The following is a 24,346-nucleotide window of genomic DNA, read 5'->3' as shown; positions in this document are numbered from 1 at the left end:
TTTAACTTGTTATTGATTATTTTTTAGAACTTTTTTTATGGAAACTTGCATTTATCTGTTTTACAGATTTTCATTCTGAATTAGATATTTTATAAAGATTCTGAAATCTTTGAAGACAATAAATATTATATTTTTAGGAATGTTGATTGAACAAGCGGGGATAATTCTATTAGAGAAAATGAAATAAATAGAGCAGGGTATTTCTTTTGTTCTTATGAACATAAGTACTTTTTGTGTTGATTGGCACATCATTTAAACGATTTTTCAATGAAGATAGGGATCAGTGGTTAATAATGGCAGAAGCTTTAAAGGTTGGTGTTGCGGGACTTGGTACAGTTGGTACTTCAGTTGTTCGAACTCTATGTGAAAAAGCCAATAGTTTAGCTTGTCAATGTGGGCGATTCATCAAAGTTGTTGCTGTTAGTGCGCGTGATAAAGGTCGCAATCGTGGAATTGATCTTAGTGGTATAAAATGGTTTGATTCACCTGTGGAGTTGGCTGCTTCTGATGAGATTGATGTTTTTGTAGAGTTAATTGGTGGTGAATTGGATGTGGTGTATACCGCTGTTAAGAGAGCGCTTGAGGCGGGACATCATGTTGTAACAGCCAATAAAGCTCTTCTTGCTCGACATGGAGTAGAGCTGGCTATAATTGCAGAAAAAAAAGGTGTTTTTCTTCATTTTGAAGCAGCTGTTGCAGGGGGGATTCCTGTTATCAAAGCGATGAGAGAATCACTTGTTAGTAATCGCATATCGCGAATTTATGGTATTCTCAATGGAACCTGTAATTATATATTAACACGTATGTTTACGGAAGGTCTTTCATTTAAAGATTGTTTAGCAGATGCACAGAGACTTGGGTATGCTGAAGCAGATCCAAGTTTTGATATTGAGGGAAATGATACTGCTCATAAATTAGCTTTGTTGACAAGCTTGGCATTTGGAACTGCTGTTTCGTTAGATGATGTTTATGTTGAAGGAATTCATAATATTTCGCAAATTGATATTCGAGCAGCTGATGAATTGGGGTATCGGATTAAGCTTTTAGGGGTTGCATTAAAAACGGATTCTGGAATAGAGCAACGCGTTCATCCAACAATGGTACCAACATCCTCAATGATTGCACAGATAAATGGTGTAACCAATGCTCTTTCTATTCAAAGTGATTTATTAGGTGAATTACTGTTTTCTGGTCCTGGCGCCGGAGGAAAGGCAACAGCATCAGCCGTTATTGGTGATTTGGCTGATATAGCAAAAGCACGTTCTGGTTTTCAGTATGCACCTGTTTTAAGACGTCCAGCATTAGAACTTGCTCCTCATAAAAAAGCACGTATTTCGCATCATGCAGGTGGTTATTTTATTCGTTTAAATGTTCATGATCGTACTGGCGTTTTTGCCGAGGTCGCAAGGCATATGGCTGATAATCACATCTCATTGGAGTCGATTGTTCAAAGATCTTTTGTAGAAGATCAAATTGAAAAAACAATTATTTTAATTACGCACGAAACAACAGAGGTGAATGTACGACAGGCACTTGCAGAAATTGAAAAAGATGGACATCTTGTTGCAAAATCTCAATTTATTCGTATTGAACCTATGGCAAAGAATTGATAACTTTCTTGATAATAAAAAAAGCACGCTTGAGTTCTTTTATCTCTTGTGGAAAATTTTCATCTTTGCCAAAAAACTTTATTCTTAGTATTTAATAAGGACTCATATTTTTTCTGGTATTCATTCGGTAGGATTTTTTCATATGCCCACAACTCAGAAGATTTTAAATGGACTTGATCGTATTTTGACGCTTGAATTGGTACGTGTTACTGAACGTGCTGCTGTTGCTGCTGCACGCTGGCGCGGACGTGGCGATGAAAAGGCAGCGGATCAGGCTGCTGTAGATGCAATGCGGCAAGAACTTAATCGATTGCCTATTGATGGTACAGTGGTGATTGGTGAAGGTGAGCGGGATGAAGCGCCTATGCTTTATATTGGAGAAAAAGTAGGTTTTCAAAGTGGATTGGCGATCGATATTGCACTTGATCCACTAGAGGGTACAACACTTTGTGCTAAAAATATTGCCAATTCTTTGGCAGTAGTTGCAATTGCTGAAAAGGGTAATCTCCTTTATGCCCCTGATGTTTATATGAACAAAATTGCTATTGGTCCTAGTTATCCAAAGGGAGTAGTCGATATAGATGCTTGTCCTACCGATAATATACATGCTCTTGCGAAGGCTAAAGGAGTGACTGTTAATCAGATTGTTGTTTGTATTATGGATAGACCTCGTCATGAAAAATTGGTTAATGAAGTACGAGCGACAGGGGCGTCGATTCGCTTGATTGGGGATGGAGATGTGGCTGCTGTTATTGATACAACTGATCCAGAAGAAACAGGTATTGATATCTATATGGGGATTGGTGGAGCACCTGAAGGTGTCTTAGCTTCTGCTGCTTTGCGCTGCATTGGAGGACAGATGCAAGGTCGTTTGCTGCTAGATACAGAAGAGAAAATTGCTCGTGCAGCTAAAATGGGGATTAGTAATCCCAATAAGGTTTATACAATGGAAGAAATGGCAAAGGGTGATGTTTTGTTTTCAGCAACAGGGGTGACAGATGGCAATATGCTTTCTGGTGTTAAATTTACATCTCGTTACATTCAAACGGAAACTCTCGTAATGCGCTCCCATACGGGTACAGTCCGTAATATTAAAGCAAAGCATAGAAATCATTCGAAATTTGATTAATGCTTTCTTTTTTGTCACTAAAAATAGAGGGAGTTTTTCTAGGAAAAACGCTTCCATGAATCTACTTTCATGGAAGCGTTTATAGATATGAGAATACCTTAAATATTATGAGATCTGGACAGAATGTACCCAGCCATTTTTATCTTCTATGTTCCCTTTTTGAATGCCAACCAATTGTGTACGAAGCTGCTTTGTAACTTCTCCAACTGTTTCATTTCCAATAATAAATTCTCCCCCTTTATATCTAAAACGACCAATTGATGTGACAACGGCAGCTGTACCACAAGCAAAGGCTTCTTTAAGGTGTCCACTCTTTGCATCTTCTTGAAGCGCTGTAAAAGAATAAGGACGCTCTTCTATTTTTAATCCCATTTGTTGAGCTAACCTTAAGATTGAATCACGGGTTATCCCTGGAAGGATAGTTCCATTAAGTGGGGGGGTTACAAGTGTATTATTGTCCATAATAAAGCAGACATTCATACCACCAAGTTCTTCAATCCATTTATGTTCAATCATATCAAGGAAGAGTACTTGGCTACAATTATTTTCAGTTGCAGTTTTTTGTGCCAGTAAGCTTGCTGCATAGTTTCCACCACATTTGGCAGCCCCTGTTCCTCTTGGACCGGCACGACTATAATCTGTTTCAATCCAGACGCTGACAGATTTTTCTTCTCCTTTGAAATAGGATTCAACTGGAGAGGCTATGACACAAAAAAGATATTCTTGAGAAGGGCGGACTCCCAAAAAGTTTTCATTGCCAAACATAAATGGACGGATATAGAGGCTAGCGTTGGGCTGATCAGAAACCCATTTTTGATCAATCTTTACTAATTGATGAACGGCATCCAGAAAAATATCTTTTGGCAATTCTGGCATAGCTAAACGTTGTGCTGATTCTATAAAGCGTTGTGCATTGGCATCAGGACGGAAGAGCAAGATGCGTCCATCTTTTGCACGATATGCTTTTAAACCCTCAAAAATTTCCTGTCCGTAATGTAAAACGGTACTTGCAGGGTTAATTTCTAAAGCTTTGTATTGAGAAATGACGGCATTGTGCCAGCCTTTGTCTTCAGTCCATTGAATAGTACACATGTGGTCTGTAAAAAATTGACCAAAACCGGGACTTTTTAAAATTTCTTCATATTTTTCTTCTGACAGAGGAGATGGGTGTTTTTCTATTTTAAAGGGAAGCGATGATATGGGAGATTTCATAAAAAACCTTTTGAGTATGTTTCATTTTTATTAATAAAAATAATGAAATATTTTGATTATAACTCTATTATTAACAAAACCTTTGTGTCAATGTTTTATTATAGAATACAAAGGGGTTTATTATAGAATTCAAAGGCTAGAGTAGGGTAGATATTTTAATTCTATCCTCGCTTCTTTTTCTCAACTTTATGAAGTAAGCTGGAACTTTTGTCTATAATTATCGTTTTCTCACAATAAGTATCTGAATAATTTCATATATGCATATTTTCTAGAAATTTAAAGGTAAGGGAATTGAGAAAAGGAATCCACTATGATTGATAAAAATTATCACACATATGAAGAACGTATGGCCGCAGAAAGAAGAGGTCGTGAACAACCTGTTTCAATCGCTAAGGGTATTTTTGCTATTCTTCTTGCGATGGTTATTATCTGGTTTATTTTTGGTTTTTTAGGATCTTTTTTTGCAAAATCTCCTGAACATAGTTCGCGTTATAATACCCCAGAAACAAGCCAAAGTGTAACAACGCCCAAAAAAGATTTAAATTCACTTCCTCCTGTACCTTATACCTATAAGGGTACGGAGTAATTTTTTCGTAAATATAATCTTTTAGATAGGGCGAAAATCGACGTAGATTAAGGAATAAAGTCAGCACAAAGACATAAAAAAGAGAGGAATGATTTTAATTTCTGAAGTTTTTGATAAGTAATTAAATGGTATGGAAATAAATAATGCAACGGTTGTTAAAACCGTTGCATTATTGGTTTAGCGTGTGATGAAGCAGCTTCCACCAGAACTTTTAATGGATTCACAAAGGATTATGGCTTCATTACGGTCTTGCGCTTGAAGCCGAACACGGTAATAAGTACCTTTTCCTGGTATAAAAGCGGATTGAATATTTAAAGAACGGGCACCGATAAGGAATCCAAATTTAGATTTCATATTTTTTAAAGAATTTCTAGCGAGCTCATACGTTGGTTGAGATGCAAGTTGTACGTAATAACTTTCTGAATTTTGTGCTGCGACTCTGTTTGGTGATATGGGGCGAGACGCGGCTGGTGTTTCAACTTGTGTATTTCTTTCTGCATGAGAAGGGATAGGGATAAATTTTTCTTCAATATTTGAGCTAGAATTATTTTCTGCGATTATTTTATCAATATTATTTTTGAGATCATGATCTCTTTCTTGGTCGTTTATGTCAGAATCATGCGACGAAACAAGGGACGAATCTTGAAGTTCATTAGAAGTTTGATCAATGCTTTCTTCAGATTGAGCAGCAGTTTTGCTGTTTGTTTGATGCGCAGGGGCTAGTGTAACTGTACCATCTTGATTGACAATAACAGTTTGTACTTCTCGCATTGGAATAGTATGATTTATGGCTTCTGTGACTGCATCTTCAACATCAGATTCATTTAAAGACGATGAGGAAACGCTTGAAGATTCTTCAGGGTTTAATTCTTTTAAATTTTCAGGTTGTTCAGAGTTATCAATAAGAAATTGTTGTGTATTTTCTTGTTTCTCATTTTGTTCAGTTGTTTGTTTATAGATATCTAAATTATGTGCAACATCATTTTTCGTTTCAGTTGTTTCTGGTTTGAATTTAAAAGGCGTATTATCAGCGTGGATAATGACCGTTTCTTCATTTTTTTGTGATGGCATAAAAAAATGAGAATAACCAGCAAACCCAAGTCCTATTAAAATAAGTATAAAAAAACCTTTAATGAAAGTTTTACCAAAAATAAAACTTTTTAAGGGAGGAGGAGCTGATGGAGGTGTGGGAACCTCATCTGAGTTTGTGTATGATGAATTCTCGCTAAAAGAGGGAAAATTATATTCCATATTGGCAGAAGAAAAATAGTCGGAATTTTGTTCTTTAGAGTTTATATAAACACCTTCTTTTGAATTTTGCATAGACTGATGAAAAACTTCACTAAAAACCTCGTTTTTCTGTTTTTTTTGAGAAAAATTATCCGTTGGGACATTCCCTACATTGAGTACATCAGCAAATTCTTCTTCTAAACCACCATTAGTTGGCACATCATATTCTGGCGCTTCATACGGGACTTCTGGAACCATAATAGGACCAGTTTTTTCTACGATTTCCTCTGAAAATTTATAAGTATCAACATTGGGAGGGGGAGTATCTCTGTGCGTATAGTTATGGGCAAAAAAGCCATCCGTTTGTTTTGTATTTAAAGAGGGGGATGAGGAAAGAAACTCATCTAAATTATTTTCATTATATGAAATTTCTCTATTTGGGTTAGAGGCACCTTCGGCGTTATTGATGTATTGGGCTCGAGCCTCATCATATATCGGAACTTTTTCGCCATAAGTTTCTTGTTGTGAGGGGGGGTCTGCAAAAAAATGGGGATAATTGGTTGTATGATCTTCTTGTGAAGCTCCCTTTAAATAAGATTGTCTATCAACTGGTGGAGAATCTAAAGGTGAGGAGAAGGTACTTGTTGTTTGATTTCTTGCAGTGTTTTGTCTTTCTGACACAAGATTAGAAGATGAGAAAAACTCATTTTCCTCTGTAGAAGAGGAGACATCAGGATAATCTTTTTTAATCCAATTTTCTTGATCAGCTGAAATTTTATAGGGATGGTTTATAGGAGTGTCATAGAGGTTTTGATTGTCCTCATAAGTTTTTTGTATATTCGTAGTCTCAGGTTGTTGTGAATTTATTTGTGAAAAACGATTGGTTTGTTCAACATCTTCTGGCGTCTCTCTCTTATTTTCGTGCCTTTCAGATTTATCAAAAAAGAAATTTTCTGATTCTGATTGTGACATAAGATTACTTTTTTCAAGAAAAGGATCAGCATTGGTTGCTGTTTTTTTCTGTTGATGTGATTGATTCTTTGGGATTGGTAATGGAGAAAGCTCATCTAAAATTTGTTCTTCATCATGACTGCTAGGTGAAGAATATTTCTCTTCAGATAAATTATTTTGTTTTGAATGGTTGAAAGAAGAAGATTGTGCAATATCTGAGGCTGTTGCGTTGCTGGTTGCATGCAAGTCCCATTGTTTTTTTTGATCATCAAACGGTAAGTCATGTGCTAAATTTTTTTCAAGTTCCTCTTCTAGAAAGGAGAAATCAAAATCATCATCATGGGATGATGTTTCGGGGTGAGATGTTGATCGTTCTGTTTTTAAAGACGATTGCTCATTTTGGTTTCCGCTTTGTTTGTGCGGATTAAAAATGCGCGTAAGCCTTTCTAAAGGATCATGGTGTTCATGATCGTGTTTTGTTTCGTGTAGATTTTTGCGATCGTTATCGCTCATAGCTTTTCTCACATGATGGTTTGCACTTACGTGCAATCAATGGTTGATTTTGATTTGTTATATTAAAATTATAAATTTTCCCCCTCTCATGCAAGGATACATGAAAAAGTTTATCAATAGAGTACCTATTGTATGTATTTATAGAACTTTTTCAACGCATTTCTATGGGTGCTTCGACTCCTATGATGGTAAGCCCTGATGATAAAATATTGATAACAGCTTGTATCAATCCTAATCTTGCAAAGGATAACTCTTTATCATCAGTTTGAATAAAGCGTAAATTGAGATTTTCACTCCCTTTATTCCAATGGGTGTGAAAGCTGGAGGCAAGGTCATAAAGGTAAAACGCTAATCGATGCGGTTCTTTATGAATTACGGCCTGTTCAATGATACGTGGATATTCAGAAAGTTTGCGTATTAACAATATTTCATGGTCATCTGTTAATCGATGAAGATGGGCAATCAATGTATTATTTGAAAAGCTTTTAATATGAAGCGCTTCTTGTGCTTGACGAAAGACTGAGTGACAACGTGCACTTGCATATTGTACGTAAAAGATGGGGTTATCTTTTGATTGTTCTGTTACTTTTGCAAAATCAAAATCAAGAGGTGCTTCACACTTACGGTATAGCATCATAAAACGCACAGGATCACGCCCAACCTCTTCGACAACATCCCGTAGAGTGACAAAAGATCCTGCTCTTTTTGACATGCGTACAGGATGACCGTTGCGAAAAAGTTTTACCAATTGACACAAGAAGACACTTAATTTAGCTTTATCCCCAGAAATTGCTTTTGCCATTGCCTCTAGCCGCTTTACATAGCCCGCATGGTCTGCGCCTAGAATATAAATCATTTCATCAAAATGACGATTAAATTTATCCCGAAAATAAGCAACATCAGCAGCAAAATAAGTGTAAGAACCGTCAGATTTGACTAAAACACGGTCTTGGTCATCACCGACATTTGTTGAACGGAACAAAGTTTGTTCGCTTGGTTCCCAGTCTTCTGTATTTTGTCCTTTGGGAGGGGGGAGTTTTCCTTTGTAGATATAACCATTTAAAGTGAGGTCGTTGATGGTGTTACGAATGGCGCGTGCATTATCTGCATAAAGCATTCGCTCAGAGAAAAAGATATCATGATAAATATTAAGAGCAGCCAAATCTTCGCGAATCATGGACATCATTGCATGAATTGCACGTTCTTTCACAAGAGATAAGGCTTCATCTTTATCCATCGTGAGGAGTTGGTCACCAAACTCTTGAGCAAGCGATTGACCCAATGGTATCAAGTATTCTCCAGGATAGAGTCCTTCTGGAATTTCATTAATTTCTTGCCCAAGAGCTTCACGATAGCGCAATAGTACCGAATGGGCGAGGACTTCGATTTGTTGACCCGCATCATTGATATAATACTCTTTTGTAATGTTATAGCCCGTAAATTGTAGCAAATTGGAGAGAACATCCCCAACAACTGCTCCGCGGCAGTGTCCTACATGCATTGGTCCAGTGGGATTTGCTGAGACATATTCAACATTGACGCATTTTCCTTGTCCCATTGGAATACGACCATAAGAAGTGCCTAATTCAAGCATAGATTTTATAGCATCTTGCCAAAATAATTTTGTAAGCTTTATGTTTATAAAACCAGGACCGGCAACATCTATATTTTCGATAGAGGAATCATTTTTAAGAAGTTCTATGATTTTATCTGCAAGTGCACGTGGATTGATTCCAATAGATTTTGCAAGCACCATAGCAGCATTGGTTGATAAATGACCGTGGGAGGAATCACGCGGAGGATCAACAGTGATTTTTGATAAATCTAGATCTTCTCCATTTTTTCCTTTTATATCAGATAATTCAATTGATCTCTTAATTTTTTTTTCGAAGTTTTTAAAGATATTCATATTTAGCTTCCATGATGATGCCAAAAGCCATTAAACGAAATTATCTGTATGGTCAAATAAACGCTGATATTCACGTAGAGCGTAGTGATCCGTCATGCCTGAAAGAAAGTCAGCAATCAAACGTGCTAACTCTTGATTTTTTAAGTGCACTGTTTTGCTCTGCCAACTTTCAGGCATTGTATTTGGATTTTCATAATAACAATTGAATAATTTTTGTACAATGCATTTTGCTGCATTGCGACGACTAAGAACTTGTTCATGGTAGTAAAGATTTTTAAATAAAAAGTTTTTTAGTTCTTTTTCATAAACGGTCATTGTCGGTGAAAAGGTGACAATGGTTTGTTTTGCTTGGTGAATATCGTTTATGCTTGTTGGTTTGATGCGTGCTAAATTTTCTTGTGATTGTTTGATAACATCTTCAACCATGGTTGTTATTTGTCTTCGTACAAGTGTGTAACCGCGACGCGCTTGGTCGAGGTGGGGATGCTCATCTGTTATATCTTTTAATATTGCTGCTGTTAGTGGAACATGTTCAAATTGATCGAGTGTTAAAAATTGCGAACGTAGACCATCATCAATATCATGCGCATTGTATGCGATATCATCTGCAATAGCAGCACATTGCGCTTCTAGCCCTGCAAAACAATCGAGTGCAAGGTCTTGCTTTGCATTGTATTGTAAAATATCGATAGGAACCTCCTTATTCTTTGCGTGAGGACCTAAAAGGGGACCATTATGCTTTACAAGTCCTTCGAGGGTTTCCCATGTAAGGTTAAGTCCATCAAAATTTGCATAGCGCTGTTCTAGTTTTGTTACAATGCGTAATGCTTGTGCATTATGATCAAAGCCGCCATAATGTACCATGGCTTCATTAAGAGCATCTTCTCCTGCATGGCCAAAGGGTGTGTGTCCAAAGTCGTGAACAAGGGCAATGGCTTCGGCAAGGTCTTCATCAAGACACAGGGCACGGGCTAATGTTCTTGCAATTTGAGAAACCTCTATGGAATGGGTTAGGCGAGTACGGTAATGATCGCTTTCATCAGCAATAAACACTTGCGTTTTATGTTTAAGACGTCGAAATGCATTAGAATGGATAATACGATCTCTATCTCGTTGAAAAGGTGAGCGTGTGGTGCTCATCGTTTCATGGTATAATCGACCACGGCTTGTTTGTGGATGAGCACTGTATACTGCTCGAGATTGGTAATTGAAGTTGATATTGCCTATATCCATTGCAAGCTGTCTATTATCATCTTAAAATTGAGAGTGGTTTATGAGAAATAAACTGCTCTTTGAGTGTAGGATACTCTTTCTTGATGGTTTAATGCAAGGATATATAAAATGAATGTGAAAATTTCAGATATTGCTGCCAAAAAAATTGCACAGATACTTTTGCGTGAACCCGATAAAATAGCATTACGTATTTCTGTTGAAGGTGGTGGGTGTTCTGGTTTTTCTTATAAATATGACTTGGTTTCTGAAATGTGTGAAGATGACCTCGTTCTCAAAAAAGACGGGGCAGTTGTGTTTATTGATTTACTATCACTTCCTTTTATGGAAGGAGCTGAGATTGATTTTGTTGATGATCTTATGGGGCAGTCTTTTCAAATCCACAATCCCAATGCTGTTTCATCATGTGGTTGTGGTGTAAGTTTCTCAATTTAAAATGATGGCTGTGTGATATTGTTTCTTGAAAAAAAGATCATGTTGATCAACAATGCAAAAATGGGTATTCTTATAAAAATAGTGCACCGATGTGTATGGTTGTGCGTGGCGCTTTCTTTATTGACTTGGAGCCACTGTGCTTTTTCTGAAGCAGGAGAAGGGCAAGATCAGCAGCAGAGACAATCAAGGAGTTTTATTGTAAAGACTCAAAAGCAGGAGAACGAAAACTTAGCATCTCAAACACAACTCATTTTGAATGCTCGATTAACAAATAGTCATCCGGATATTGAAAAAGGGCTTGTCTGGCGGGTTTATGCTCCTATTCTAGGGATTGATAATAAGTTACCATTAGTGGCAACCTATAAGGGGGGAAGTGCACGTTTTGATCTCGAACCAGGAAATTATCTTGTTCATGTCTCATTTGGTCATATGAGTGCTGTGCGCCATATTCGTTTAGAAAATGGGCAGAGTCTTGTAAAAAACTTTAATCTTGAGGCTGGTGGTGTCATTTTAAATGCAACACTGCTCAATGGCGTAATGAATGAAAAGGAACTCCGTTTTACCATTTATGAGGATGAAAAAGAAAATGATGATACGGGAGTAATTATATCAAATGTTAAACCCCAATCAGTTGTGCGTTTAAAAGCTGGCCGCTACCATGTTGCTTCCCATTATGGTTCTATTAATGCGACGGCTCGTTCGGATATTCAAGTGGATGCGGGTAAAATAACAGAAGTTACTCTTGAACATCAGGCCGCTCAGATTGTCTTAAAGCTGGTGCGACAAGAAAGAGGAGAAGCGCTTGCAGATACAAGTTGGTCTCTTGCCAATGATTCTGGTGATATCGTTTATGAAACAGTAGGTGCGTATGTTTCACTCGTGTTAGCGGAGGGAGAGTATATTGCAATTGCTAAAAATAAAGATAAAATCTATCAAAAAGTTTTTTCAGTCGTTTCTGGTCATGATGAAGATATAAGTGTGATAGCGAATGAAGAAAATATGCAGCGAGTTGATGAAGATGTGGATTGATTGTTGTTCATGGGGGGGTAAACTACGATGAAAGACGGGGTATGAATTTTGATTGAAATTTCAACAGTTGGTGTGTTTTTTGCTGGGGCACTCTCTTTTTTGTCACCATGCGTTTTGCCGTTAGTTCCTCCTTATTTGTGCTATATGGCAGGGGTTGGTATTGATGATTTTCGTTCAGAAAAGCCTGATGAGAAAGTCTTTATCCGGTGGGCTTTATTATCTTCTGTTATTGCTTTTGTTCTTGGGTTTACGACTGTTTTTGTTGCTTTAGGTGCCAGTGCTAGTACAATTGGGAAATTCATCGGTTATTATCGTGATTGGTTTGCCCTTGCTGCTGGAATTGTCATTATTATTTTTGGTTTAAATTTTTTGGGGATTTTCAAGATCGCTTTTTTATTTCGTGAGGCGCGTTTTCAGACCAAAAAAACACCTGCTGGTCCTTTAGGCGCGTATATTATCGGTTTAGCTTTTGCCTTTGGTTGGACACCGTGTATTGGCCCTATTTTAGGTCCTATTATAACGCTTGCTGGAACAAAAGAAACTGTGGGAGAGGGAGCTGTTCTCTTAGCGGTTTATGCATTAGGTCTTGCTATTCCTTTTATGTTAGCAGCTTTATTTTCGAGCAGTTTTATGCGATTTTTAGGAGCTTTTCGTATTCATTTAGGAAAAGTTGAAAAAATCATTGGTGTTTTTCTTATTCTTACAGGGATTTTGTTTTTAACAGGTTCTATGCAGGATCTTTCATTTTGGCTTTTAGAACATTATCCTTCGTTGAGTTATATTGAAGATATTCGTTGGCACAGTATTATGAATTTTTTTGGATTTTCTCGTTAGTCTTATGTGTTTTTATGGTTAGAAGTTGTCTTTCTATTGTTCTTGCCGCAGGTGAGGGGACGCGCATGAAATCGTCTCTGCCTAAGGTACTTCATAAAATTGCTGGATTGCCTCTTATATGCCATGTTCTAAAACAAATAGAATTGGCAGGCTCTTCACAATTAGCGGTTGTTGTGGGATATGGTGCTAAGGAGGTTATGCACGTTGTTCAGTCATTTGTAAAAGATGTAATGATTTTTGAACAAAAAGAGCGTTTAGGAACTGCCCATGCTGTTTTGTCTGCTCGTTTAGCTTTGCAAAAGGAGGTGGATGATGTGCTCATTGTTTTTGGGGATACTCCTCTTATTCAGCAAGATTCATTGCACCAAATGCGTGCACAGCTTGCTGATGGAGGAGCAGATGTTGTTTTTGCAGGTTTTCATACCAAACATCCAACAGGTTATGGGCGTCTTCTCGAGAAAAATGGTCAATTGATTGCAATTGTAGAAGAAAAAGACGCTAGCGATGAAGAAAAAAAGATTTCTTTTTGTAACGGTGGAATACTCGCTATGCGTGGAAAACATGCACTTTCTCTTTTAGAGAAAGTTGGTAATAATAATGTGAAAAAAGAATATTACTTAACAGATATTGCTTCTCTTGCAACACGCGAAGGATTAGATGTGCGTGTTGTTGAAGTTCCTTTTGAAGATATTGTAGGAATTAACAACGGTCTTGAGCTTTCTGAGGCTGATTCTTTGTGGCAAAAACGTAAAGCGCGCGATTTAATGTTATCGGGTGTTACACTCTTAAAGCCAGAAACACTCTATTTTTCTTATGATACAGAAATTGCACCAGGGGTGGTGATAGAACCAAATGTTTATTTTGGGTTAAACGTAAAAGTACAATCTGGTGCGGTTATTCATGCATTTAGTTATCTCGAAGGTGCTGTGGTTGGTAGAGATGCACAGATTGGTCCCTATGCACGTTTGCGTCCTGGAACAGAGTTGGCTAAGTCCGTAAAGATTGGAAATTTTTGTGAAGTCAAACAAGCTAAGGTAGGAGAATCTTCTAAAATCAATCATTTAAGTTATATTGGTGATGCCGAAATTGGTGCACATACCAATATTGGAGCCGGTACGATTACTTGCAATTATGATGGATTTAACAAATATAAAACCATGATTGGTGATCATGCTTTTGTTGGGTCTAATACGGCACTTGTTTCCCCATTGGTAATAGGGGATGGCTCTTATGTTGCTTCAGGAAGTGTTATTACTGAAAATATTCCTATGAACAGTATGGCTTTTGGGCGTGCACGACAGGTTATAAAAGAGGGCTATGCGACAAAATTTCGAGAGCGTTTGTTAGAAAACAAACAGAAAAAATGATTATTTTCAGCTTATTCTTTTGTTTCGTGTTAATCTAACGATGGATGGAAGATTTATTCTTAAAGATTGTCGTATTCCATGTTTGAATTATTTTTATTATTTATAGTTTTAAATAAAGGCTGTTGGATTGTTTTGTAAAATTTGAATCTTAAGATGTGGGTTGGAGCTTTTTAATGTGTGGAATTATTGGAGTTCTTGGAAAGAGGTGTGTTACGTCCTCTTTGGTTGAGGGGTTAAAACGTCTTGAATATAGAGGGTATGATTCATCTGGGGTGGCAACGGTCCATAATGGGCATCTTTATCGTGTACGTGCTGAGGGGAAGCTTGTTCATTTAGAAGAAAAATTAAAAAAAACACCTCTGGAGGGAAGTTTAGGGATTGGTCATACCCGTTGGGCTACGCATGGAATTGCTGTTGAACGCAATGCGCATCCCCATGTGACTGAAAAGCTTGCGATTGTTCATAATGGTATTATTGAAAATTTTGTAGAACTGCAAAAGGAACTCATAGAGGATGGTTGTATCTTTGAAACAGAGACGGATACGGAAGTTATTGCACATTTAATAACGCGTGCATTAAAAGATGGTCTTTCTCCGCAAGAAGCCATACGTACCAGTTGGAAAAGGCTGCAGGGGGCTTTTGCTATTGCTCTTATTTTCGAAGGTGAAGATAACCTTATGATTGCGGCTTGTTCTGGTCCACCTCTGGCAATTGGTTATGGAAAAGATGAATTTTTTGTGGGGTCAGATGCCATAGCTTTGGCACCATTCGTTGATTATATTAGCTATATGGAAGATGGGGATTGGGCTGTTCTCACACGGGAAGGTGTTACAATTTATGATGCTAATAATCAACCGGTAAAACGTCCTGTGACGACATTACTTGAAGGGGCTTTATTGATTTCTAAGGGTAATCATCGTCATTTTATGCACAAGGAAATGTTTGAACAACCTGAAGTGATTTCTCATAATTTGGCGCATTATCTTGATCTTGGAAATTATGCGGTTCGACCGCTTGAGAATTTGATTGATTGGAAAAATATTCATCGGCTTCTTTTTGCGAGTTGTGGAACGGCATATTATTCAACCTTAGTTGCGCGCTATTGGTTTGAGAAATTTGCCGCTTTAAGTGTTGATAATGATGTTGCTTCCGAGTTTCGTTATCGTGAACCTCCTATAACGTCTGATGTGTTATCGCTGTTTGTTTCTCAATCTGGTGAGACAGCTGATACATTGGCTTCTTTGCGTTATTGTCGTGAGCGGGGTGTAAAAACAGCAACAATTGTGAATGTAGAGCAATCAACAATGGCAAGGGAGGCTGATTTTATTCTCCCAACACTTGCCGGACCGGAAATAGGTGTTGCTTCAACAAAAGCTTTTACCTGTCAATTGGCAACGCTTGCTTCACTCGCTCTTAGTGCGGCTAAACAACGTGGCTATCTTACAGTTCAAATGGAACAGCAATTGGTTCAGCAGTTGGCAGAAGTTCCACGTATTTTAAATGAGGTCTTAAAATTAGAGAGAAAAATTGAATGTATTTGTCGTGATTTGGTGAATGCAAAAAGTGTTCTTTATCTGGGACGTGGAACTTCTTATCCGATTGCTTTGGAGGGAGCTCTTAAACTGAAAGAGCTTTCTTATATTCATGCTGAAGGTTATGCGGCAGGTGAATTAAAGCATGGACCAATTGCTCTGGTGGATGAGACAATACCCGTTATTGTTGTTGCACCTTATGATCGGTGGTTTGAAAAAACTTTTTCTAATATGCAAGAAGTGGTAGCGCGTAATGGTCGTATTATTTTAATAACCGATAAAAAGGGAGCAGAAGTAGCTTGTCTTAAGACTTTATCAACGATCACTTTGCCAGATGTTCCAGAATTTATTTCTCCTATTATTTATGCACTCCCTGTTCAGTTAATCGCTTATCATACGGCTGTTTTATTAGGAACAGATGTTGATCAACCCCGTAATTTAGCAAAATCAGTCACGGTTGAATAAAAGTATATTTCTGAATCTTTTGGAGAATAATCAAGTGTAAGAAATTGATTTATAATGAAACTTATTTTTTCATTTTTCTCTGTTGAACGAGAATACTGAAGAAAGGTTTTTTATTCCTAAATCCTTTACGATAAAACGAAAAATATTTTCTTACCTATCAAAAAATAGATCAGTTATGTGAATATAATGGTAAAAAAAAGACGCAATATTGCTTCTACTGTTTTAATGCAGTTGATTTGTTATTCGTTCATGAAGCATAAAGATGGTAAGAGACTGCGTAGATCATTTATGGGTAATTCTAAGAGAAAATCATATTTGAACAGAGAGGTATTTAAGTTTTTTATTAGAGGGTTTTTGTTATCCTGCTCGTAAGAGGCGTGCAGCATCGTTGTGTCCGAAAAGATAAAGGAGCAACCGTAAAGCTTGTCCTTGCTCAGAAGAAAGATGAGGATCGCGTTGTAAAAATAAACGAGCATCTTTTCTTGCCATTGACAAAAGATCGCTATGAACTGCAAGGTTTGCTATATGAAATTCAGGGACTCCAGATTGTTTTGTACCTAAAAGCTCTCCTTCGCCTCGTAGGCGCCAATCTTCTTCAGCAATTTCAAAACCATCTTCTGTATTGCGGATAATATTAAGGCGTGTTGCTGCTGTTTTAGTCAGTGGATCTTTATAGAGCAAAATGCAGGAAGATTTTTTATCGCCTCGTCCTACACGTCCACGTAATTGGTGCAATTGTGAAAGGCCAAAATGTTCCGCGTGTTCGATGATAATGATCGAAGCATCTGGAATATCTACTCCCACTTCAATGACGGTGGTTGCAACTAAAATACGTGTATTTCCACATTTAAAAGATGCCATAGCGGCTTCTTTTTCTGCTGTAGACATTTTTCCATGGATCATACCAACGTGTGCTCCAAAGCGCTCATGGAGAAATGCAAAGCGGTTTTCAATTGAAGTGAGATCAAGAGCTGTCGATTCCTCTACTAAAGGACAAATCCAATAGAGCTTTTCTCCTTTTTCTAATGCAATTGCGATTCTCGCTATAAGCTCATGAAGACGTTTCAAAGAAAGCGTTGCTGTTGTAATGGGTTGTCGTCCCATTGGTTTTTCGGTAATTTTAGAGACATCCATATCACCAAAAGCTGTTAAGACAAGTGTGCGCGGAATGGGCGTGGCGGTCATAACCAGCATATCAGCTTTATTGCCTTTTTCTGTAAGAGCGATACGTTGATGGACACCAAAACGGTGTTGTTCATCGATAATGGTTAAAGCGAGATTATTATAAGTAACGCTGTTTTGTATGAGAGCATGAGTTCCGATAACAATAGAAACTTGACCTGACAGAATATCATTCACGATATTTGTCCGCAATTTTCCTTTTTCTCGTCCTGTTAAAAGCGTTGTTTGTAATCCGACCTTTTCGGCAAGAGGAGCGATGGTGGCAAAATGTTGCCTAGCAAGCACTTCAGTTGGTGCCATTAAAGCTGATTGTCCTGAATTTTCAGCAATTTGTGCCATTGCCATCAATGCAACAACAGTTTTTCCTGCGCCTACATCACCTTGAAGTAGTCTTAGCATCGGTTCTGGTGAAGCAAGATCATTTGCGATATCTTCTACTGCTTTTTTTTGTCCGGTTGTGAGTTGAAAGGGGAGGATATTGAGTAATTTTTTAGTATAAATTCCTGTTGATGGTCGAGAAGTGCCAACAAGAGATTTAGTTTTCAAACGCACGAGTCCTAGTGCCAATTGACAAGCGAGCAATTCATCATAGGCAAGACGTTTGCGTGCTGTACTTTCTAAGGATAGATCATTGGGGTTAATGGGTGCATGGATACGGCGTAAAGCAACGGAAAAAGAAGGAAAATTTTGCTGCTTTTTTACATTTTCATCTATCCATTCTGGTAGAAGAGGAATAAAATCAAGAGCGTTTTGTATGGCGCGTCTTAGTGTCTTTACAGTTAGTCCGGCAGTAGAGGGATAGACAGGTTCGATCAGAGGTATCTGATTTGATTGTTCGCTTGGGGCAATATAGTCTGGATGCGCCATTGAAAGCTGTCCATTAAACCATTCAACTTTTCCTGATATAATGACTTTTTTTCCTTCGGGGAGTTGTTTTTTTAGCCAAAGAGGTTGAGCATGAAAAAAGACTAAATTTATTTTTCCTGTGTGATCATGGGCAATAACACGATAGGGAATTCGGTTGTGACCACGGGGTGGTGGTTGATGTTGATCGATGATAATTTCGAGCGTAACAGTATCTCCTTCTTTTGCAGAAGCAATGTTGGGACGCATTCTGCGGTCTATAACGGAATGGGGCATTAATTGAAGAAGGTCAATAAGGGTTGCTTCGCGTTGTGTGGGATTAACATCTAAGAGTTTGGTCAATAAACCATAGACTTTAGGTGTAATACCAGAAAGAGTTCGGATAGAATTAAAAAGTGGGGTAAGAAGACTTGGAGGCATGAGCAAATTTAACCTGCCCTTTTTGTTTTTTCTAGACCTTTAGAAGAGCTTTTTGGGGATAAAGTCATAAAGAGGAGGTTGCTTTATTTACACATTGAACTTTAGGAAGAGAAATTAATATTTAAAGAAAAATACAATTAAATGGTCAAAAATTAAAGTACTTAGATGAGGTATATTGTTTTTCTTTTTATTTTAGGTGTTTATTTGCTGTGAATAGAAGCATTTTCTTGATAGAACTCTCTTATAAATATTAATAAAATTGGGATATTGCTCCTATGTAGGATGATGAATTTATAGCTTTAAAGTTTGATGATGAACAGAAGTTTTTTCTTTTATAAGGGGTGCTGTTTAGCATTTATTTTGTAGTGGGAAATTGTGAGAGTGGTAAAAAATAAAATGCAAATGCAAGAGAACAAAAATTCTCTTCCTCGCTTTATTCATTTGAGAGTGCATTCAGCTTATTCCTTGCTCGAAGGGGCTTTAAAAATCCCCCAAATTATTCAACAGACGATTTTAGATCATGCACCAGCGGTTGCTATTACCGATACCAATAATTTATTTGGTGCTTTGGAATTTTCACAGCATTGTCTTTCTCATGGGGTCCAACCTATTATTGGTTGTCAGCTTACTGTTGATTTTTGTGATGAAAATGATCATTCACGTTTGGCTAAATGGCGTAATCCTTCTGATTTTTGCTCTATTGTTCTTTTGGCTGCTAGCGAAACCGGTTATGCTCATTTGGTTCGTCTTGTGAGCCGTGCTTATCTTGATAAGTGTGATACTGATCCTCCTCATATTAAAGCTGATTGGTTGTCAGAACACAGTGAAGGCATAATCGCTTTAACGGGTGGAAAGGGAGGACCTATTAATCTTTCTTTGGCAGAAGAGAAAAAAGAACATGCTGTTGAGCGCTTAATTTATTTGAAAAAATCTTTTGCTGATCGTCTTTATGTGGAGTTACAACGGCATGGCTCTTATGACCGGAGAGTAGAAGCTGATCTTATTGAATTGGCTTATGCGCATGAAATTCCTCTTGTAGCAACGAATGAAGCTTTTTTTCTGCAAAGAGAAGGGTATGAAGCGCATGATGCGCTGATGGCTGTTTCAGAAGGACAAATTGTCTCTAATCCAGATCGCAAACGTGTGACACCAGATCATTATTTGAAGTCACAAGATGAAATGGTTACACTGTTTTCTGATCTTCCAGAAGCTTTGGAAAATAGTGTTGAAATTGCATTGCGTTGTCATATTGCCTCGCCTCTTCGAAAACCGATATTGCCTCGTTTTATAGAACAATCTGTTAATTCAGAAACTACTTTAGAAATAGAAGATAGTGAGTTATTAAATCAGGCTAAAGATGGTTTGAAGATTCGGCTTGAAACAATAGGGTTGGCTGAAGGGTATACGATTGCAGATTATGAACAGCGGCTTGATTATGAAATTTCAGTTATTACGCGTATGCAATTTTCTGGATATTTTCTTATCGTTTCAGATTTCATAAAATGGGCAAAGGTTCATGACATTCCCGTTGGACCAGGCCGGGGTTCTGGTGCTGGTTCACTTGTTGCTTATGCATTGACGATTACTGATGTGGATCCCTTGCGGTTTTCTCTTCTCTTTGAACGTTTTCTGAATCCAGATCGTGTTTCGATGCCAGATTTTGATATCGACTTTTGTCAAGAGCGGCGCGAAGAAGTTATTCAATATGTTCAAAAAAAATATGGACGTGATCAAGTTGCTCAAATTATTACTTTTGGTAAGTTACAGGCACGTGCAGTTTTGCGTGATGTGGGGCGTGTTTTAGAAGTTCCTTATCGTCAGGTGGATTATCTTACAAAATTAATTCCTGCCACCCCAGGAAGTCAGGTAGAATTAGCAGATGCTATTAAGGATGAACCTAAATTTGAAGAAGAAAAGAAAAAAGATCCCGTTGTTGGACGCGCATTAGATATAGCGCTTCAGTTGGAGGGACTTTATCGTCATGCTTCAACTCATGCTGCTGGGATTGTTATCGGAGATCGTCCACTTTGGGAGCTTGTCCCGATGTATCGTGATCCTCGTTCTGATATGCCTGTTACACAATTTAACATGAAATATGTTGAACAAGCGGGGCTGGTAAAATTTGATTTTCTTGGATTAAAAACGCTTACTGTTTTGAAAATGGCAGTCGATTTTGTTGCCAGAAAGGGGATTAAAATAGATTTATCAAATATTCCTCTGAATGATGAAGCAACCTACGCTATGATGGCACGTGGTGAAACGGTTGGCGTGTTTCAGGTGGAAAGTTCTGGTATGCGCAAGGCGTTGATTGGAATGAAGCCAGACCGTATTGAAGATATTATTGCGCTGGTTGCACTTTATCGTCCAGGTCCAATGGAGAATATTCCAACCTATAATGCACGCAAACATGGGGAAGAGGAAATTGCTTCTATTCATCCTAAGATAGATCATCTGATCAAAGAAACACAAGGTGTTATTGTCTATCAAGAACAGGTGATGCAGATTGCTCAGGTTCTTGCTGGCTATTCGCTTGGAGAAGCTGATTTACTACGTCGTGCTATGGGGAAAAAAATTCATGCTGAAATGCAAAAACAGCGTACGCGTTTTGTCAATGGAGCTGTTGCAGGTGGCGTGGATAAAGATCAAGCTGATATTATCTTTGATCTTTTAGCAAAATTTGCCGATTATGGTTTTAATAAATCGCACGCTGCTGCTTATGCAATTGTTTCTTACCAAACGGCTTATATGAAAGCAAACTATCCCGTTGAGTTTTTAGCTGCTTCAATGACATATGATATGACGAATACAGATAAGCTCAATGATTTTCGGCGTGAAGCATTAAGGTTGGGTATTGAAGTTATTGCACCTTCTATACAAACATCTCATCGTGTTTTTGAGGTTGGTGATAATTGTATTTATTATTCTCTTGCTGCCATTAAAGGTGTGGGAGAAACTGTTGTAGATCATATTGTTTCTTGTCGTGGGAGTAAGATTTTTAAGGATTTGGAAGATTTTTGTGCGCGTGTTGATCCTCGTATTGTTAATAAGCGTGCGATGGAAAGTTTAGTTTGTGCTGGTGCTTTTGATTGTTTTAACATTGCACGTGAGGTTTTATTAGCCAATCTTGGAACCCTTCATGCGCGTGCACTTCGTATTCTCGATGACAATTCTAGCGGGCAGGTTGATATATTTGGAATGGCAGGCGGATTAAAAGAACCATTGATTTTATCGCAAACAACCCCTTGGTTGCCGGCTGAGAAACTTTATCGAGAATTTCAAGCTATAGGTTTTTACTTTTCTGCGCATCCTTTGGAGGAGTATCAAGCTATTCTGAACAAAAAACGCATTCAGACTTGGGGTAATTTTGCCAATGCCGTTAAAGGGGGAGCAACGGCTGCACGGCTTGCTGGAACTGTTGTGGCAAAAAACGTGCGCAAAACAAAATCTGGTAAAAAAATGGGAATTATTCATTTTTCTGATACAAGTGGACAATATGAAGCAGTTCTCTTTTCTGAGGCACTCTCGGATTATGAAGAGATGCTAGAACCCGGAAAATCTTTTATTATTACGGTGAGCGCAGAAAATCGTTCTGAAGGAGTTAGTTTGCGAATTGAAACAATTCAGTCTTTGGAAAATGAATCATTACAACAGCATAAAATGATGCGTCTCTTTATAAAAACAGTTGATATGCTTCCACAAATTGAACAAAATTTAAATCTTGGGGGGAATGGAGAGGTTGGGCTTATTTTAATTCAAGAGGATGGATTGCGAGAAGTCGAAATTGCGCTTCCTAAGCGATATAAGGTAAATTCACATGTCGCAAATGCTATGAAATTAATTCAGGGTGTTGTTGATGTAGAATTGAGTTAAAGAAAGATTAAAGATGGGAGCTGATTTTGAGTGGTGTTTTTGCTTTTAGGAGAGCTAAAAATGGAGCTTTTAAAATCGGATTGTAGGTTTCGAAAAATATTGCTTTTATTAGAGTAAATTATGATATTTTTTAGTGTCATAAAATTAAAAAAATCTCGTTCTTTCGTAATATTCAAAGTGCCGGAAGAATTTTATAAGTTTTTATCATTATTTTTTATAGAATTCATCGCATCATACATGTAAAGCCAATTGAGATCTGACATAATGCTCTCTGGTGTACGAATTTTCATCATGAGATTGCGTGCAATTGCTATGGGACCGGTTGCGTGATAGGCTAATCTATTGAAATCTCCGCGTTTTTTTACTGCTGCAATACGCGGGGTGCGTGTTGTTTCGTAAAGCGAAAGTGCTTTCGTTAATGAAAAATCTTTCAATGAAAGTGCTTTTGCTAATGTGGCGGCATCTTCGATTGCCATAGCGGCACCTTGTGCTGCAAAAGGTAAGGCAGCATGTGCGCAATCGCCAACAAATACTTGTCTCTCTAAACCGATAAAACGATTTTGTTTCATTTGAAAAAGTGGCCAATAACTCCATTCATCAATATGATCGAAGATTTGTAAGATTTTTGAATTCCAATCTTTAAAAAGAGATTTGAGTTTTTCTTTATCTCCTTTATGGGCCCATCCTTCTTTTGAACTTTCTCCATGCGTAATGGCGACAAAATTAAAAATTTTTTCTGACGATTGAATGGGGTAGACAACAAGATGATTTTTTGGTCCCATCCAAGCCGTAATTGTCTTCATATTTTGCAATGAAGAACGAAAGTTTTGAGGAAGATTATCAGATGTTGTTGTTGCACGCCAAGCAATAAAGCCACTAAAATTTGCTTTTTCATGAAAAGGAGATTGTTGCCGTAATGTTGACCAAACGCCATCACATCCGATCAAGAGGGGCGTTGAATAAAGCTGTTCTGTTGCCGTATCTGTTTTTATTGTCGTGATTTTAATGTTGGTTGCCGATTGGGTAGAAGATACAATCGTTTCGCCTGCTTTGTATTTGATCAAAGGATTTTCAATCACTGCATTATATAAAATTTTTTGTAAAGCCGCGCGGTGAATCGTCATATAAGGGGCTTTCCAATATTTTTCTGTTAGATTAATAAGATGAGCCCGTAGATGTATTTTTAAAGATAATCCATCTTTTAACTCAAGAAAATATGGGATTGTCGCGACTTCAGTGAGTTTGTTAAGAAGTTTCCAGCGAGCAAGAATAGATGTTGCATTTGGTGTCAGTTGAATACCAGCGCCTATCGTTTCAAGTTGCTTACACTTTTCGATAATGGTGCTTGCAATTCCTTTATGAGCGAGTGCTAAAGCAGTGCTTAAACCAGCAATTCCTCCTCCAACGATGATGGGTGATTGTTCCACAAATGATTTCATATTAAACAAGCAGAATTAAAAGAGGGGTTATTAAGAAAGCCAAAAAACGCAATTATAATAGCTTTTCTGGATGATATAAGCATCCTGTTGGGTTTGTTTGATCGTATGATAGCGAGGGAACATAACGATAAAGGGTTGAGCAGTAAGGGCAAATTTTCTCATCTGCTGCTCCCATATCGATAAAGATATGAGGATGATCGAATGGGTGTGTAGCGCCTACACACATAAATTCTTTCACACCAATTTCGATTGTTTTATATCCAAGGTCATTTTGGAAATGAGGAATATTGTGATCAGCCATGGCATACAAACTCCAGAATAAATTTTCTCATCAGCTATGATTGGGCTCTTCTATTTTATAGGCGTGAGTTTGTAATAAAGCGTATAATAATGCAAGATGCTTTTTAAGACAAATTTCTCTTCTTTTATGCTATATTAGAATAGTTGTCTTACTTTTAGTGCTTTGCGCATAGCAATAATTCCAAGTACTTTTAAATATTAAATGGAAAAATGATGAGGGAAGTTAGGCATTGATATAT

At 37.7% G+C, this 24,346-nt stretch carries 16 protein-coding genes; 9 read left to right on the top strand and 7 right to left on the bottom strand.

Annotated elements, in window-relative coordinates; all coding sequences use genetic code 11:
• Nucleotides 1–293: 293 nt before the first annotated feature.
• Together ACFIMS_RS09390 and glpX are read left to right on the top strand one after the other, a co-directional pair.
• Complete coding sequence (locus tag ACFIMS_RS09390) at nt 294–1,610, top strand: homoserine dehydrogenase (RefSeq protein WP_375627802.1); 1,317 nt, start codon at nt 294–296, stop codon at nt 1,608–1,610.
• A gap of 142 nt (nt 1,611–1,752) precedes the next feature.
• Entirely contained in the window at nt 1,753–2,739 is a 987-nt protein-coding gene (gene glpX / locus ACFIMS_RS09385; RefSeq protein WP_375696689.1) for a class II fructose-bisphosphatase, read from the top strand.
• 105 nt (nt 2,740–2,844) lie between these two features.
• Here glpX and ACFIMS_RS09380 read toward each other — a convergent pair whose 3' ends face one another.
• Nucleotides 2,845–3,951: a branched-chain amino acid aminotransferase gene (locus tag ACFIMS_RS09380; RefSeq protein ID WP_375613100.1), complete on the bottom strand. Its 1,107-nt coding sequence runs from the start codon at nt 3,949–3,951 to the stop codon at nt 2,845–2,847.
• 310 nt (nt 3,952–4,261) lie between these two features.
• Here ACFIMS_RS09380 and ACFIMS_RS09375 point away from each other — a divergent pair, with 310 nt between their 5' ends.
• Nucleotides 4,262–4,537 carry a hypothetical protein gene (locus tag ACFIMS_RS09375; RefSeq protein ID WP_375611528.1) on the top strand — a complete coding sequence of 92 codons (276 nt, stop codon included), beginning with the start codon at nt 4,262–4,264 and terminating at the stop codon, nt 4,535–4,537.
• 177 nt (nt 4,538–4,714) lie between these two features.
• Here ACFIMS_RS09375 and ACFIMS_RS09370 read toward each other — a convergent pair whose 3' ends face one another.
• The 3 genes from ACFIMS_RS09370 to ACFIMS_RS09360 form a co-directional block, all read right to left on the bottom strand.
• A complete protein-coding gene (locus tag ACFIMS_RS09370; RefSeq protein WP_375683061.1) occupies nt 4,715–7,231 on the bottom strand; it encodes an SPOR domain-containing protein in 2,517 nt (838 codons plus the stop codon).
• A 151-nt stretch (nt 7,232–7,382) separates the two neighbouring features.
• Nucleotides 7,383–9,140, bottom strand: a complete 1,758-nt coding sequence (gene argS / locus ACFIMS_RS09365; RefSeq protein WP_375696688.1) for an arginine--tRNA ligase — start codon at nt 9,138–9,140, stop codon at nt 7,383–7,385.
• Nucleotides 9,141–9,170: 30 nt separating this feature from the next.
• The gene (locus ACFIMS_RS09360; protein ID WP_375627797.1) at nt 9,171–10,373 is read right to left on the bottom strand and encodes a deoxyguanosinetriphosphate triphosphohydrolase; all 1,203 of its coding nucleotides are present in this window, start codon (nt 10,371–10,373) and stop codon (nt 9,171–9,173) included.
• 108 nt (nt 10,374–10,481) lie between these two features.
• Between ACFIMS_RS09360 and ACFIMS_RS09355 the strand changes: the two genes are divergently transcribed.
• The 5 genes from ACFIMS_RS09355 (at nt 10,482) to glmS (ending at nt 16,032) form a co-directional block, all read left to right on the top strand.
• On the top strand, nt 10,482–10,805 hold the full coding sequence (locus tag ACFIMS_RS09355) for a HesB/IscA family protein (protein WP_375671866.1): 324 nt from the start codon (nt 10,482–10,484) through the stop codon (nt 10,803–10,805).
• A gap of 39 nt (nt 10,806–10,844) precedes the next feature.
• Nucleotides 10,845–11,834, top strand: a complete 990-nt coding sequence (locus ACFIMS_RS09350; protein ID WP_375638218.1) for a carboxypeptidase regulatory-like domain-containing protein — start codon at nt 10,845–10,847, stop codon at nt 11,832–11,834.
• Nucleotides 11,835–11,879: 45 nt separating this feature from the next.
• On the top strand, nt 11,880–12,668 hold the full coding sequence (locus ACFIMS_RS09345; RefSeq protein ID WP_375610470.1) for a cytochrome c biogenesis CcdA family protein: 789 nt from the start codon (nt 11,880–11,882) through the stop codon (nt 12,666–12,668).
• A 14-nt stretch (nt 12,669–12,682) separates the two neighbouring features.
• Nucleotides 12,683–14,035 carry a bifunctional UDP-N-acetylglucosamine diphosphorylase/glucosamine-1-phosphate N-acetyltransferase GlmU gene (glmU, locus tag ACFIMS_RS09340; RefSeq protein WP_375668376.1) on the top strand — a complete coding sequence of 451 codons (1,353 nt, stop codon included), beginning with the start codon at nt 12,683–12,685 and terminating at the stop codon, nt 14,033–14,035.
• Between the two features lie 173 nt (nt 14,036–14,208).
• Nucleotides 14,209–16,032 carry a glutamine--fructose-6-phosphate transaminase (isomerizing) gene (gene glmS / locus ACFIMS_RS09335; protein WP_375696686.1) on the top strand — a complete coding sequence of 608 codons (1,824 nt, stop codon included), beginning with the start codon at nt 14,209–14,211 and terminating at the stop codon, nt 16,030–16,032.
• Nucleotides 16,033–16,389: 357 nt separating this feature from the next.
• On the opposite strand, the gene recG is transcribed toward glmS, so the two are convergent.
• Nucleotides 16,390–18,498: an ATP-dependent DNA helicase RecG gene (recG, locus tag ACFIMS_RS09330; RefSeq protein WP_375650537.1), complete on the bottom strand. Its 2,109-nt coding sequence runs from the start codon at nt 18,496–18,498 to the stop codon at nt 16,390–16,392.
• A gap of 402 nt (nt 18,499–18,900) precedes the next feature.
• Here recG and dnaE point away from each other — a divergent pair, with 402 nt between their 5' ends.
• On the top strand, nt 18,901–22,368 hold the full coding sequence (dnaE, locus tag ACFIMS_RS09325; protein ID WP_375611586.1) for a DNA polymerase III subunit alpha: 3,468 nt from the start codon (nt 18,901–18,903) through the stop codon (nt 22,366–22,368).
• Between the two features lie 191 nt (nt 22,369–22,559).
• On the opposite strand, the gene ACFIMS_RS09320 is transcribed toward dnaE, so the two are convergent.
• Together ACFIMS_RS09320 and ACFIMS_RS09315 are read right to left on the bottom strand one after the other, a co-directional pair.
• Nucleotides 22,560–23,807, bottom strand: a complete 1,248-nt coding sequence (locus tag ACFIMS_RS09320; protein WP_375636833.1) for an FAD-binding protein — start codon at nt 23,805–23,807, stop codon at nt 22,560–22,562.
• Between the two features lie 52 nt (nt 23,808–23,859).
• The gene (locus ACFIMS_RS09315) at nt 23,860–24,108 is read right to left on the bottom strand and encodes a zinc-finger domain-containing protein (RefSeq protein WP_375611536.1); all 249 of its coding nucleotides are present in this window, start codon (nt 24,106–24,108) and stop codon (nt 23,860–23,862) included.
• Nucleotides 24,109–24,346 lie beyond the last annotated feature (238 nt).

It is taken from the genome of Bartonella sp. AP331QHHD (assembly GCF_042195905.1).
GTDB lineage: Bacteria > Pseudomonadota > Alphaproteobacteria > Rhizobiales > Rhizobiaceae > Bartonella.
Note: the sequence above shows the minus strand (reverse complement) of the source record. Positions and strands in the feature narration are given on the sequence as shown.